The 14304-nt window shown below is 67.7% G+C and carries 10 protein-coding genes and 2 pseudogenes; 6 read left to right on the forward strand and 6 right to left on the reverse strand.

All coding sequences use genetic code 11. From position 1 onward, the window contains the following. Window position 1 precedes the first annotated feature (1 nt). Entirely contained in the window at window positions 2–154 is a 153-nt protein-coding gene (locus Q0U08_RS10655) for a hypothetical protein (protein WP_298091425.1), read from the reverse strand. A 512-nt stretch (window positions 155–666) separates the two neighbouring features. Here Q0U08_RS10655 and Q0U08_RS10660 point away from each other — a divergent pair. Further along, window positions 667–837 (forward strand): hypothetical protein, encoded by a 171-nt coding sequence (locus Q0U08_RS10660; RefSeq protein ID WP_298091426.1) that lies wholly within the window; start codon window positions 667–669, stop codon window positions 835–837. 199 nt (window positions 838–1036) lie between these two features. On the opposite strand, the gene uvrA is transcribed toward Q0U08_RS10660, so the two are convergent. The 5 genes and pseudogenes from uvrA to Q0U08_RS10680 form a co-directional block, all read right to left on the reverse strand. After that, window positions 1037–3943: an excinuclease ABC subunit UvrA gene (gene uvrA / locus Q0U08_RS10665; RefSeq protein ID WP_298091427.1), complete on the reverse strand. Its 2907-nt coding sequence runs from the start codon at window positions 3941–3943 to the stop codon at window positions 1037–1039. A 106-nt stretch (window positions 3944–4049) separates the two neighbouring features. Then, entirely contained in the window at window positions 4050–4325 is a 276-nt protein-coding gene (locus Q0U08_RS10670; protein ID WP_298091428.1) for a hypothetical protein, read from the reverse strand. A 27-nt stretch (window positions 4326–4352) separates the two neighbouring features. Continuing rightward, window positions 4353–4592: pseudogene (locus Q0U08_RS19865) on the reverse strand (methyl-accepting chemotaxis protein); the annotation flags it as partial. Between the two features lie 8 nt (window positions 4593–4600). Then, window positions 4601–5929: pseudogene (locus tag Q0U08_RS10675) on the reverse strand (methyl-accepting chemotaxis protein); the annotation flags it as partial. A 151-nt stretch (window positions 5930–6080) separates the two neighbouring features. After that, window positions 6081–9164 (reverse strand): TonB-dependent receptor, encoded by a 3084-nt coding sequence (locus Q0U08_RS10680; protein WP_298091430.1) that lies wholly within the window; start codon window positions 9162–9164, stop codon window positions 6081–6083. A gap of 272 nt (window positions 9165–9436) precedes the next feature. Here Q0U08_RS10680 and Q0U08_RS10685 point away from each other — a divergent pair, with 272 nt between their 5' ends. The 5 genes from Q0U08_RS10685 to Q0U08_RS10705 all read left to right on the forward strand — a co-directional run. Beyond that, entirely contained in the window at window positions 9437–10405 is a 969-nt protein-coding gene (locus Q0U08_RS10685) for a N(4)-(beta-N-acetylglucosaminyl)-L-asparaginase (protein ID WP_298091435.1), read from the forward strand. After that, window positions 10402–11145 carry a copper homeostasis protein CutC gene (locus Q0U08_RS10690; protein WP_298091431.1) on the forward strand — a complete coding sequence of 248 codons (744 nt, stop codon included), beginning with the start codon at window positions 10402–10404 and terminating at the stop codon, window positions 11143–11145. Before Q0U08_RS10685 ends, Q0U08_RS10690 begins: the two co-directional genes overlap by 4 nt. Window positions 11146–11295: 150 nt before the next feature. Then, window positions 11296–12345: an SIS domain-containing protein gene (locus Q0U08_RS10695; RefSeq protein ID WP_298091432.1), complete on the forward strand. Its 1050-nt coding sequence runs from the start codon at window positions 11296–11298 to the stop codon at window positions 12343–12345. Further along, window positions 12342–13514 (forward strand): N-acetylglucosamine-6-phosphate deacetylase, encoded by a 1173-nt coding sequence (nagA, locus tag Q0U08_RS10700; protein ID WP_298091433.1) that lies wholly within the window; start codon window positions 12342–12344, stop codon window positions 13512–13514. Before Q0U08_RS10695 ends, nagA begins: the two co-directional genes overlap by 4 nt. A 29-nt stretch (window positions 13515–13543) precedes the next feature. Then, window positions 13544–14304 (forward strand): glucose PTS transporter subunit IIA (locus tag Q0U08_RS10705; protein WP_298091434.1); only part of this gene is annotated, 761 nt, incomplete at its 3' end.

The following is a 14304-nucleotide window of genomic DNA, read 5'->3' on the forward strand; positions in this document are numbered from 1 at the left end:
CCTACCCCGCCGCAGACCACGGCGGCGGCGGGCTGGCGGGACGCGACTCCGCCGCCGTGGTCTGCGGCGGGGTAGGCTTGCGGCCGCTGAACTGGCCGCCAAGCGGCCCGTGTTCGCCGAAGATGGCGGTCTTGATCTTGCCGAAGATGCTCAATTCTTCCTCCACGTCTATCCGGTTGCGGGTGGAAGAACGCGAGTGGGAGGGGTTCGATGCATTGGCGCGGCGGGATTGCCGGAGGTGTGCGATGGATTGGGAGTTAGCCCTCTCCCCGCAGGGGAGAGGGCGTACGGTTACTCTACGGCTTGCACGCTGCACACCTTGATCGATTCCGGCCGCCCTTCGCACGATTTGGATGCAAGAAGGATGGATCGCGCCGGCAATTTATGGCAGCCATAGCTTTGGGGGGTAGCAGCAACGATGTCGACGAGGTTCATCCAGCCAACAGATCAGCGGCATCGTCGTGAAATCGTGAACGGTATCGAGCATATCATAATACCGGCACCACGTCATTGGCTAACGATTCCCTTTGTTCTGGTATGGCTAACCATTTGGACATCGGCCGGGTTTGGCGCCATATCTCAATTTGCCCAAAACTTTGACCATTTCTGCTTGTGTGGCTGGGCTTTTGGGCCGTCGGATGGGTTTTCGCCGCATCGACGCTGCTCATGCAGATGTTCGGCAGCGAAACGCTTTGGGTCAATGGAGGCAATCTGGAGATCCGCTGCGGCTTCGGCCCGGTGGTGCGGAGCTGGCATTATCGCGGGCATGACATTCGCAACCTGACCAGCAACACCCCATCCTTGCCGTGGAACGGAATTGGGCGCGGCGCGGAATAGCCCTTCTTCATGCGGCCGAAAACAGGTGCGGTTCGCTTCGATCATGGCGCTGCCACCGTGTATATGGCGGCCGGTCTGGATGAACCCGAAGGTCGGGTGATCGCCGCCTGGCTGGCGCAGAGATTGCCGCACACGGCGTCCGAACGGCACTGAGGGAGGCCGACTTTGCCCTCTCCCCGGCGGGGAGAGGGACTGAGGGTCATTCCGCGGCTTGGGCCTGCGTGCCTTTATCCAGCAGCGGCTTGAGATATTTGCCGGTGTAACTGCGCGGTTCGGCGGCGACCGTTTCGGGGGTGCCGGCGGCGACGATCTCGCCGCCCTTCACGCCGCCTTCCGGCCCCAGGTCGACGATCCAGTCGGCGGTCTTGATGACGTCGAGATTATGCTCGATCACCACCACCGTGTTGCCCTGTTCGACCAGCGCGTGGAGCACTTCGAGGAGTTTGCGGACATCCTCGAAGTGGAGGCCGGTGGTCGGTTCGTCGAGGATGTAGAGCGTGTTGCCCGTCGCGCGGCGGGCGAGTTCCTTGGCCAGCTTCACGCGCTGCGCCTCGCCACCCGACAGCGTCGTCGCCTGCTGGCCGACCTTGACGTAGCCGAGCCCCACCTCGACCAGCATCGCCATCTTGTCGCGGATCGGCGGCACGTTGGCGAAGAAGGCGGCGGCATCCTCTACATTCATGTCGAGCACGTCGGCGATGGACTTGCCCTTGAACTTCACCTCCAGCGTCTCGCGGTTGTAGCGCGCGCCGTGGCAGACGTCGCAGGTGACATAGACGTCGGGGAGGAAGTGCATCTCGATCTTGAGCACGCCGTCGCCCTGGCACGCCTCGCACCGGCCGCCCTTCACGTTGAACGAGAAGCGGCCGGGCTTGTAGCCGCGGGCCTGGGATTCCGGGAGCCCCGCGAACCAGTCGCGGATCTGGGTGAAGGCGCCGGTATAGGTCGCCGGGTTCGAGCGCGGGGTGCGGCCGATCGGCGACTGGTCGATGTCGATCACCTTGTCGAGATGCTGGAGGCCGGTGATCTTGTCGTGCTTGCCCTGAAGGATGCGCGCGCCGTTAAGCTGCCGCGCGGCGGCGGCGTAGAGCGTGTCGATGGTGAAGCTCGACTTGCCCGAGCCCGAGACGCCAGTGATGCAGGTGAAGGTGCCGAGCGGGATCGAGGCGGTGACGCCGGTGAGATTGTTCGCGGTGGCGTTGTGCACGGTCAGTTGCTTGCCCGAGCCCTTGCGACGCTTCGGCGGGACGACGACCTCGCGCGTACCGTTGAGGTAATCGGCGGTGATCGAAGTCTTCGACTTGAGCAACTGCTTCAACGTGCCGTGCGCGACGATCTCGCCGCCATGAACGCCGGCGCCCGGCCCCATGTCGATGACATAGTCGGCGGTGCGGATCGCATCCTCGTCATGCTCGACGACCAGCACGGTGTTGCCGAGGTCGCGCAGGCGCCGCAGCGTGGCGAGCAGCATGTCGTTGTCGCGCTGGTGGAGGCCGATCGAGGGCTCGTCCAGCACGTAGAGCACGCCCGAAAGCCCGGAGCCGATCTGGCTGGCCAGGCGGATGCGCTGGCTCTCGCCACCCGACAGCGTGCCGCTGGTGCGGTCGAGATTCAGATAGTCTAGGCCGACATTGTTGAGGAAGCCGAGGCGTTCGACGATTTCCTTCAGGATGCGCTCGGCGATGGCGCGCTGCTGGTCCGACAGGTGGTTGGGCAGATCGGTGAAGAAGGCGAGCGCATCGACCACCGACAGGCGGGTGCCGTGCGCGATGTCCTGGCCGGCGATCTTGACCGCCAGCGCCTCGGGCTTGAGGCGGGCGCCGTGGCAGGTTTCACAGGGCTTGGAGGACTGATATTTCGACAGTTCCTCGCGCATCCATGCGCTCTCGGTCTGGAGCATGCGGCGGTTGAGGTTGCCGATCACGCCCTCGAACGGCTTCTTCACATCGTACGACTTCTTGCCGTCGACAAAGGTCAGCGTGACCGCCTTGCCCTTGGTGCCGTGCAGGATGGTGGACTGGATCTTGGGGTCCAGATCCTTCCAGGCAGTGTCGAGCGCGAAGCCGAATTCGCGCGCCAAGCTGCCCAGCACCTGCATGTAATAGGGGCTGGGCGGGTTGGACTTGGCCCAGGGCACGACTGCGCCCTTCTTGATCGACAGGTCGTGATTGGGGACGACGAGGTCTTCGTCGAAGAGCAGCGTTTCGCCGAGGCCGTCGCAGGCCGGGCATGCCCCTTGCGGCGCGTTGAACGAGAAGAGGCGCGGCTCGATCTCGGAAATGGTGAAGCCGGAGACGGGGCAGGCGAATTTTTCCGAGAAGACGATGCGGCCGGGGGGTGCGTGGTCGCCGAGGACAGCCGACTTGGGCGTGGTCGGCTCGACCGGATCGGCGGGGTCGACATAGGCGAGGCCGTCGGCGAGCTTCAGCGCGGTCTCGAAACTGTCCGCGAGGCGGGTGGCGAGATCGCCGCGCACGACGAGGCGATCGACCACCACCTCGATGTCGTGCTTGAACTTCTTGTCGAGCGCGGGGGCTTCCTCGATGTCGTACAGCTCGCCGTCGATGCGGACGCGGGTGAAGCCCGCCTTCTGCCACTCGGCCAGCTCCTTGCGATACTCGCCCTTGCGGCCGCGCACGACAGGGGCGAGCAGGTAGAGGCGGGTCCCCTCGGGGAGCGCCATGACCCGGTCGACCATCTGGCTGACCTGCTGCGCGGCGATCGGCTCACCGGTGGCGGGCGAATAGGGAATGCCGACGCGCGCCCAGAGCAGGCGCATGTAATCGTAGATCTCGGTCACGGTGGCGACCGTCGAGCGGGGATTGCGGCTGGTCGTCTTCTGCTCGATCGAGATGGCGGGCGACAGACCCTCGATATGATCGACGTCGGGCTTCTGCATCAGCTCCAGGAACTGGCGCGCATAGGCCGACAGCGACTCGACATAGCGGCGCTGCCCCTCGGCATAGATGGTGTCGAAGGCGAGACTGGACTTGCCCGAGCCGCTGAGGCCGGTGATGACCGTCAGCGTGTCGCGGGGGATGTCGATATCGACATCCTTGAGGTTGTGCTCGCGCGCGCCGCGCACCGAAATCTTGGTCAGGGACATGAGGCGAGTTCTACTTCCGTTCCGCTCGGGAGGCTAGAGCCGGAAGATAGGAAGCGATTACCGGGGTTACGAGGGTGGCGCGTACGCCACCCCCGTTCTCAACCGTTCAGAAGGCGCTCCAGTCATCGTCGTCCAGCTTCAACGCCGTGCTGCCTTGTACGCGCGACGGACGAGCGGGACGCGGCAGCGGCATCTTCGCGATCGGCGCGGCAGGACGCGCGGCGGCAGCGGGCATGTCCTGCCCGTCGACACGGAAGCGGTGGACCTGCTGCTCCAGCATGCCGGTCTCGTCGGTCAGGGCGCGGACGGCGGCGGTGACCTCCTCGACCATGGCGGCGTTCGCCTGGGTGGCGGTGTCCATCTCGCCGATCGCCAGGTTCACCTGCTGGATGCTGGCGGCCTGCTCGCCCGCGCTGCCCGCAATCGCCGTGACGAAGGTCGTGATCTCGTTGATGCCGGTGGTGATCGCGCGCAGCGAATGATCCGTCTGCTGCGCCAGATCGACGCCGCTGCGCACGCGCTGCACCGTTGCGGTGATGCGCGCGTTGATGTCGCGCGCCGCCTCTGCCGAGCGTTCGGCGAGCGCGCGGACCTCGGACGCGACGACCGCGAAGCCCCTGCCCGCCTCGCCCGCCAGACCGCCGAACAGGCCCGTGCCGCCTCGACCCCGGCGTTGAGGGCGAGGAGATTGGTCTGGAAGGACAGCCCGTCGATCAGCGCGATGATCTCGGCGATCTCGTTGGAGGAGCGTTCGATGTCGCCGATCGCGGCGACGGTGCGGCGGACGATCTCTTCGCTGGTGTTCACGTCGCGGCTGGCCTTGTGCACGATCGTCTCGGCGGCGCGGGCCTGTTCGGCGGTCTGGCGGACGGCACCTGCGATCTCGTTCATGGCCGCGGAGCTTTCCTCCAGGCTGGCGGCCTGTTGTTCGGCGCGGCGTGCGAGATCGTCGGTCGCGGCGTGCATCTGGGCGGTGCTGGCGGCGATGCCGCTGGTGTTGCCGCGGACGCCGGACAAGGCGGCGGACAGGCGTGCGACGGCGGTGTTGAAGTCGCGTTCGAGCGAGGCATAGGAGGCCGGAAAGCCCTGAAGCCGGGCGCGCAGATCGGATTCGGCGAGTTGCGCCAGCGCGGTGCCGACCTGGTCGACGACCATCTGCTGCTCGGCATCGGCGCGAGCCCTGGCGACCGCGGCGTCACGGAACACGACCACCGAGCGTGACATCACGCCGATCTCGTCCCCCCGCGCCTCGTCGGCAGCGTTGACGGTGACGGCATGGTTGCCCCTGGCGAGCGTGTCCATGACACCGGTCAGCCGGACGATCGGCCGCGCCAGCGAGCGGGCCAGCAGGATCGACAGGGTGACCGCCGCAGCCAGAAGAGCAAGGCCCCCCAGCACCAGCGCCCAGCGCCCGGTGCCGAGCGCCGCATCGCGCAGGGCGCGCGCGGCTACCATGTGTTCGGCCTGATCGGTACGCAGCGCACGCAACGGCGCAAGCACCGGGAGCATCGTCACCGCCTTGCTGGATTCGCGCAGCACGGCCTGCGCCGCGGCCGGATCGGTACGCGCCTGTTCGATGAGCGGTTCGCCGATCTGCCGGCGCCATTCCGCGATCTTGGACGCGGAGGCGGCGACCCGACGTGCCTGTTCGGGCTGATCGGCGAGCAACGCCTGCAACTTGGCAGCGGAGGCGATGCCGTCCTCACGCGCTTCGTGATACTGCTTCAGATAATTTTCGTCGCGCGTGATGAGGAAGCCGCGCACCTGGCTGTTCTGACGCAGGATGGCGGTTTCCATCATCAGCGCTTCGGTAAAGATATCCTGCGCGCCGACGCTGCGCTTGCTGGTTGACTCGACCCGGGCGAACGCACCCCACAGCACCGCCATCATGACCAGCACACCCAGGACGACAAGCGCGAAGGCTCCGCCGATCTTCTTGGATATTGGCAGAGAATTCACGTCGTAGCGCCCCCGGATTGTGATCATTTCCCGGCGGCGGCTGTGGATCAGCGCGTATCAAGAGCGGGTTAACGCGCGGATGCGTTTTCAAAGCTTTGCAGAAAATGCGCAGCCCCCCAAAAAAAAGACCTGCCGGCGAGGGGTGCCGGCAGGTCGAGGGGGGAGCTTCGAAAGGGGATCAGAAGTTGATCGTGGTTCCGATCGCGATCTGGCGGCCCAGCGAGTCGTAGCGCGCGGGGATGGTGTTGTTGCGCGCCAGCGCGATGTCGTACGAGTTCGGCAGGATCGGCGGCACCTTGTCGAACAGGTTGTTCGCGATGATCCGGAAAGCGAACTGGCGCGCGATGTTGAAGGTCAGCGCCAGATCGAAATAGCTCTGCGGATCGATCCGGTAGAAGGTCGCGCGTGCACGTTCCGGCGTACCACCGATCGCCTCGTCGCCCGAATTGTTCGCGCTGGTCAGGGAGCCGACATAGCGCCAGTTGAACGAGGCGTTGAAGACGTTGTCCGGCGTGCTCCAGGTGGTGCGGAAATTGTGCGACCACTTGGGCAGCAACTGGCCGCAGCCATTGGCGTAATAGCCCACGCAGTTGCGCTGCGGCTGGATCGGCGAGTCCTGGCTGCCGGCGAAGGTGGTCAGCGAGCCGTTGAAGTTGAAGTCGAAGCGACCCGCGCCGCCACCGTTCAGGGTATACTGGCTCTGGAAATCCCAGCCGCGGGCGATCGAGCGGTAGTAGTTGGTCGTGCCCTGGCGGATGAAGCCGCTGGTGGGGTTGGTGGCGCCCGGCGAGAAGAGGTTGCCGGCCGCGTTGCGAACGATGCCCGAGCAGAAGAACGGATCACCGCCCGAGCGCAGGCAGCCGTCGGTGTAATAGCTGTAGTCGTTATAGCCGAGCGAGTCGTTGATCTTGATGCGGTAGCGGTCGACCGAGAAGATCAGGCCGCGGATGAAGCTGGGCTTCACCACCAAGCCATAGGTCTGGGTGTAGGCGGTTTCGGGGTCGGCGGTGAAGCCGCCAGAGCGGGTGGTGCACTGGTCGTTCGGGCAGATGAGCGAGGTGCTGCCGTACAGGGCGTCGGACAGGCCGGTGGCGCGGCATACCTCGCGCGAGGCGATCGGCGTGCCGTACACGACCTGGCCGGTTGCCGGATCGGTAGTGCGGGTGGGCGCGCAGAAGTCGTTCTGCGAGCCGCCCTGCGTGCCGTAGCTGATGTTCTGCGCCTGGCGGATCTCGATCACGGTCGGCGCGCGCTGCGCCTTGTTGAACGAGGCGCGGAAGGTCAGATCCGACACCGGCGCCCAGAGTGCCTCAGCCTTCCAGGTGTTGAAGGTCTGCGGGTTCGAGCTGTACTTCGAGACGCGGAAGCCGCCGTTCACCTGCAGCAGATGGGCGAACGGCTTGCGCTGGATGAGCGGCGCCTGCACCTCGATATTCGATTCCCACACGTCCTGCGAGGTCGAGAAGTCCTCGCCGCCGTTCAACTGGCGGTACAGATCGTTGGCATAGCCGCGGAAGCTGTCCTTGCGGTACTCGGCGCCGAGCGCGACGGCCAGGCCGTCCTCGGCCCAGGGCGAGGTGACGCCATACTTGCCGAGATCGCCGGTCACGCTGGTGACGACGTCCCACAGCTCGCCGACGCTGCCCTGCGACTGGAGATCGCCGGTCAGCAGGTAGTTCATCACCGCGGCACCGGGCACGCCGGCGCGGAACGCATCGAGCGGGACGCAAGACGGGTCGGTGCCGTTCACCACCGAGCGGCAGGTGGGCGTGCCGTTGACGTTGACCACGTCGAGCGCGCGATTGACGCGGGCGAAGTCGGGGATGTCGCCTGCGGTGATCGTCTGCTGGTTGCGGGCATAGACGCCGCCGACGTCATAGGTCCACGCATCGCCCACCTTGCCGCGGATGCCCGCGGTCGCGCGGATGCCCTTGTTGATGTACTCGTCGAGCACATAGGGCAGGTCGTTGAAGCGGTAGCGCACGTCCAGCGGCGCGGTCGCGGTGGCCGAGCCGGCCTGCGCCCCGCACAGGGTCGTCGCCTGCGCGCCCGACAGGAACGGGTTGTCGCAGTTCACCTGATACGGCGTGGTGCCATAGGCGGTGTAGCTGAGGATGCGGTTGGGATAGCGGTTGTACGACTTATCCCGGAACCAGATGGCCGAGCCGTACAGTTCGGCATCCGCACCCACCTGCAGCGTGGCGAAGCCGCCGGCGTTCCAACGCTCGAGCTGACGCTGATAGGAATAGCCGTCATACGGGTTGGCGGCATTGCCCGGCCCTGCGCCATAGGGGACGAAGGTGCGCGTGCCGTTGGGATTGTTCACGAGCTGCGCGCCGTTGTTCACCGTGCCGGCAGGCTGGATGTAGCCGCTGGGCGAATAGGTGGACAGGGTGCAGGACAGCGGACCGTCCTTGCCGTTTTCGACCAACTGGCAGGGCGAGCTGGAGCGCGCCGAATAGTCGACGACATCGGCCTGGCGATAGTTGACGAAGCCCATCAGGCTGAGCGCGTCGCCGAACAGCTTCTTGCCGGCGGTCAGCGTGATGTCGGAGCGGCCACCGTCATTCGTCATCCCGCGCGGCGAGGTGAAGGAATTGGCGCGCGCGATCGGCGAGACCAAAGTGTCGCGGTTGTTGTGGTTGTAGAAGCTGTAGTTCGCATCCAGCCGGACGCCCTCGAAGCTGGGGCGCAGGATGAAGTTGACGACGCCGGCGACCGCGTCCGACCCGTAGACCGACGAAGCACCGCCCGACAGCACGTCGATCCGCTCCAGCAGCGACGGCGGGATGATGCCCGCGTCCTGGCCGTTCTGCGTACCCAGGCGCTTGCCGTCGATCAGCAGCAGCGTGCGCTCGAAGCCCAGGCTGCGCAGCTTGATGCGCTGGCGGCCGTCCGAATCCTGATAGTTCTGCTGGCTGTCCGGTGCGACCTGCGGCAGTCGGTTCAGCACTTCCTCGACGTTCAGCGGCGCCTGCGCCTTGATGTCCTGCGTGGTGACCGAGGTGATCGGCGCGGCCGAGGCGACGTTCGGGCGCTGGATGCGCGTGCCGGTGACGACCAGCGTCTGGCCTTCGCCATCTTCCTGCGGCGCGGTGGCCTGCTGGCCGCCGATCGCCGCGGCGCGCGTCTCGGCGGACTGCTCGACCGCGTCGGTAGTCGCCGGATCGGTATTGGACGCCTGCTGCGCTAGCGCCGGTACGGTGGATAGGACCAGCGACCCCGCCAGCGCCATGATCGATACAGACTGCTTCAGAACCATCTCGAACCCCTTGCCCCACATTTTGTTGATTCAATTCCGTGGGTTGAGAGGCATGTTTTCGAGAGATTCTCTTGTCAGTCAATACCTCATTGATACCTTTGGGCAGACCAATGCAGTTTAAATGTTGCAGCCGGGGACAAGGCATGCATTGTTTGCGGCGAGGCACCGTGGACGATCAGGGGCAAGGGCCCAGGCCAAGGGGGATGACGATGACGACACGGCGATCGGTACTTCGGGGATCGGCACTGGGCGCGATGGGCGCGACCGCTGCGATGGCGGGCGGCGCGCGGGCCGCCGGCAACGCCGCTGCGGGATCGGCGCTGATCGTATCCACCTGGGACTTCGGCGCTGCCGCCAATGACGCCGCCTTTGCCGCGATGAAGGCCGGCGGCACGCTGATCGATGCGGTGGAGGCGGGCGGCAAGGTGCCGGAAGCGGACCCGAGCAACCATTCGGTCGGCTATGGCGGCTATCCCGACCGTGACGGACACGTCACGCTGGACGCGGTCATCATGGATGATGCCGGCGGGGTCGGTGCGGTGGCGGCGCTGGAGGAGACGATACACGCGATCTCCGTCGCGCGCGCGGTGATGGAAAAGACGCCGCACACGATGCTGGTCGGCGAAGGCGCCACCCGCTTCGCGCGCGACCAAGGCTTTCCGCGCGAAAACCTGCTGACGCCGGAGGCCGAGGCGGAATGGCGCAAATGGCTGACCACCGCGCAGTATCGCCCCGTCGCCAACAGCGAGGTCGGCACCTATGGCGCCGCTGCCCCCCATCGCACGCCGGGCGGCGCGCTGGACCATGACACGATCGGCCTGCTGGCGCGCGACACGAGCGGCCGGATGGCGGGCGCGTGCACCACATCGGGCATGGCGTTCAAGATGCGTGGCCGGGTCGGCGATTCGCCACAGGTGGGCGCGGGTCTTTATGTCGAGCGCGGCGTGGGCGGCGCCACCTCGACCGGGCTGGGCGAGGAAGTGACGCGGGTATCGGGCACGGCGCGCGTCGTCGCCTCGATGCGCGCGGGGCTGGCGCCGCAGGCGGCGTGCGAGGAGGTGGTGCGCCACATCGCGCACCTGCGCGGCGATGCGATCAAGGGCGTGCAGGTCGGCTTCCTGGCGATGGACACCAGGGGGCGGATCGGTGCCTTCTGCCTGTTGCCGGGCTTTACCTATGCGGTGACCGACACGGCCGGGCGGACGCGGGTGCTGAAGGCACCGTCGTTGTTCAAGGCATGACGTACCGGCTGGAGGTTTGTGTCGAGGATGCCGCCGGGATCGCCGCGGCGGCATCGGGCGGCGCGGACCGGATCGAACTGTGCAGCGCGCTGGGCGTCGGCGGGTTGACGCCGCCGGCTTCGCTGATCCACGCGGCGGCCACAGCCCCCCTGCCCGTGCATCTGCTTTGCCGCCCGCGCGAAGGCGGGTTCGTGTGCGACGCGGCGGACCGGGCGCTGGTCGCCGACGATATTCGCGGCGCGGCGGAGGCCGGGCTGGCGGGCGTGGTGATCGGCGCGAGCCGGAAGGACGGCACGCTGGACACCGATACGCTGGCCGGCTGGGTAGCGCTGGCGCGTGATCTGGGCGCGGCGCGTGGAAGCGCGCTGTCGCTGACTCTGCACCGCGCGTTCGACCTGGTACCCGACATGGCCGCCGCGCTGGACGACGCGATCGCGCTGGGGTTCGACCGGGTGCTGACCTCCGGCGGGGCGGTGAAGGCGGTGGACGGCGCCGGGGCGCTGGCGGCGCTGGTCCGCCAGTCCGCCGGGCGGATCGGGATATTGGCGGGGAGTGGCGTGTCGCCCGCCACCGCGCCGGAGATCCTGGCGACCGGTGTGCGCGAACTGCACGCCTCCTGCCGGCGCGCGGTGGCGCAAAGCGACGACACGTTGATCCGGTTCGGTTTTGCCGGCCCGCAGCGCATGACAACCGATGCGGATATCGTGTCCGCCCTGGCCACTATGCTGAAGTCCGCTTGAATAATACCAATATATGACTTACGCTTTTACCCGAGCGGTTTGCCACGGCGGCGGCCGCCCGCGCGTTGTTCGGCCAGTGGCTTGTCGCCACACGCCTGCCGGTCGCACGCGCACCCTATTCTTGGCCGACAAGGAGCCAGCGCGCCTGCCATGACGGATGATCCGCAGATCGCAAACCGCAGCGAAACGGACACGCTGATGCACGCCGAGGCCGCGGAGGCGAGCGCCGCGGTGCGCCGCCTGATCGCCGCCAATGGCGACACGCTGGCAGCACTGGGCGCCCGCCTGCGCGCCGCGCCGCCCGCCGTGGTGGTGACCTGCGCGCGCGGATCGTCCGACCATGCCGCGACCTATGGCAAATATCTGATCGAAACGCTGGTCGGCGTGCCGGTCGCCTCCGCCGCGCCTTCGGTGGCGTCCGTCTACGAGGCGAGCGTCACCAGCCCGGCGATGCTGTGCATCGCGATCTCGCAGAGCGGGCGCAGCCCCGACCTGCTGGCCAGTGTTGCCGCGCAGAAGGCGGCGGGTGCGCATGTGGTGGCGTTGGTGAATGATACGGGGTCGCCGCTGGCGGAGGCGGCGGACACGCTGGTGCCGCTGATGGCGGGACCGGAGAAGTCGGTGGCGGCGACCAAGTCGTACATCACGGCGCTGGCCGCGCTGGCGCTGCTGGCGGCGGAATGGGCGGGGGATGAGGCGCTGAAGGCGGCGATCGCCACGCTGCCCGACCGGCTGGCGCAGGCGTGGGGATGTGACTGGACGCCGGCGCGCGATGCTCTGGTGGATGCGACCAACCTGTTCGTCATCGGCCGCGGCTTCGGCCTGGCGATCGCGCAGGAAGCGGCCTTGAAGCTGAAGGAAACCTGCGCGCTGCATGCCGAGGGGTTCAGCGCGGCCGAGGTGCGCCACGGGCCGATGGAGATCGTGGATGCCGGCTTCCCGCTGATCGCCTTTGCCACCTCCGACAGCGCGGGCGACGGCGTGCGCGAGGCGGCGGCGGAGTTCACGACGCGCAGCGCCCGCGTGCTGCTCGCCGATGCCAAGGGGGGCGGCGCGCTGCCTGCGCTGGCCGACCATCCGGCCATCGAACCCATACTGATGATCCAGAGTTTCTATCGCATGGCCAACGCATTGTCGGTGGCCCGCGGGCTCAACCCCGATGCCCCGCGCCATTTGAGCAAGGTCACCCGCACGCTATGACGCTGCATCGCTTCACCAATGGCCATATCGTCACGGCCGGCGGCGTACTGACCCGGGCGACGATCGACGTCGAGGGCGGCGTGATCGTCGCCGTGACCGACGATGCCGGCGACGGTGCGGACGCGACCGACCTTCAGGGCGGCTGGCTGATGCCCGGCTTCATCGACACGCAGGTGAATGGCGGCGGCGGCGTGCTGTTCAACGACGAGCCGACGGTGGAGGGCATTGCCGCCATCGCCGCGGCGCACGCACCCTATGGCACGACCGGCCTGATGACGACGCTGATCAGCGATCGGCCGGCGGTGGTGGCGCGCGCGCTGGAGGCGACGGACGCGGCGATCGCGGCGGGCGTTCCCGGCGTGCTGGGCACCCATGTCGAAGGGCCGGTGCTGGCGCTGAGCCGCAAGGGTATCCACGATCCCGGCCGTTTCCAGCCGCTCGACGACGAACTGATGGCGATCCTGACGCAGCCCCGCACCGGCCGCGTGATGGTGACGCTGGCGCCCGAGCGGGTGTCGCCGGCGCAGATCGAGACGCTGGTGGCCGCCGGCGTGCTGGTCTGCATCGGCCATACCGATGCCGATTACGCCACCACCCGCGCCGCATTCGATGCAGGCGTGACCGGGGTGACGCATCTGTTCAACGCGATGTCGCCGCTGATCCACCGCGCGCCCGGCGTGGTCGGTGCGTCGCTGGACGATCAGCAGGTCTATTGCGGGATCATCGTCGACGGCTTCCATGTCGATGATGCCGCGCTGCGCATCGCGTTGCGCGCCCGGCCGCTCGACCGGTTCATGCTGGTGTCGGATGCGATGCCCTGCGTGGGTGCGGCCACCAAGGACTTCGTGTTGCAGGGCAAGCCGATCCGTGTCGAGGACGGGCGCTGCGTCGGCGCGGACGGCACGCTGGCCGGTTCCGACCTGGACATGGCGGGCGCGGTGCGCGGCGCGGTGACGCGCCTTGGCCTGTCGCCCGAGCAGGCCGCGGCGATGGCCGCGACCAGCCCGGCGGCGTTCCTGGGCCTGACCGCCGAGCGCGGGCAGCTTGCCCCCGGCCAGCGTGCCGACTGGGTGCGCCTGACCGCGGAGCTGACCCCGGCGGGCACCTGGATCGGCGGCGAGCCGATCGCCGCCCCGGCGGCAGTGCCGCTGGGCGAAGCCGTCGCCTGACCACCCCCTTCCCGTTTCCCGGAGATATCATGGCCACCATCCCCCTGTTTGCACCGTTGGAGGGCTGGGCCGGCCCCGTTCAGGACGTTCCCGACGCGGTATTCGCCGAAGCGATGCTGGGTGACGGAATCGCGATCGATCCCGTGGCCGGCATGCTGGTCGCGCCGTGCGACGCGCAGGTGGTCACGGTGCAGCCGACCGGGCATGCGATCACGCTGGTGACGCCCGAGGGGGCCGAACTGCTGATCCATATCGGGCTGGACACGGTGGCGCTGGCCGGGCGCGGCTTCGAGCCGGTGGTCAAGGCGGGCGACCGGGTGGCGTGCGGGGCGGCGCTGATCCGCTTCGATCTGGACATGGTGGTGCGCGAGGCGCGCGCGGTGGTGACGCCGATCGTGGTGACCAATGGCGAGCGGTTCGCAATCGAGCATCGTGCCGGCGCCGGCATGGTCGCGGTGGGCGATCCGCTGATGACGCTGGTGGCGCGCGCCGACGTGGCGACCGCCACCACGGCAGAGGGCGGCGCCAGCGCCAGCCGGACGATCGCGGTGCCGCTGGTTCATGGCATCCATGCCCGCCCGGCGGCGCGCATCGCCGAGCTGGCCAAGCGTTTCGCCGCCGAAGTCATGCTGGAAAAGGACGCGATCTCGTCCAGCGCACGCAGCCCGATCGGCCTGCTGACGCTGGGCGTCGGGCATGGTGACACGGTGACGATCACCGCGACCGGTGCCGATGCCGAGGCGGCGGTGGCCGCCGTCGCCGAGCTGATCCTGAGCGGCATCCATGAGGA

Origin of the sequence: uncultured Sphingomonas sp., assembly GCF_946477935.1 — a bacterium.
Taxonomy (GTDB): Bacteria; Pseudomonadota; Alphaproteobacteria; order Sphingomonadales; family Sphingomonadaceae; genus Sphingomonas.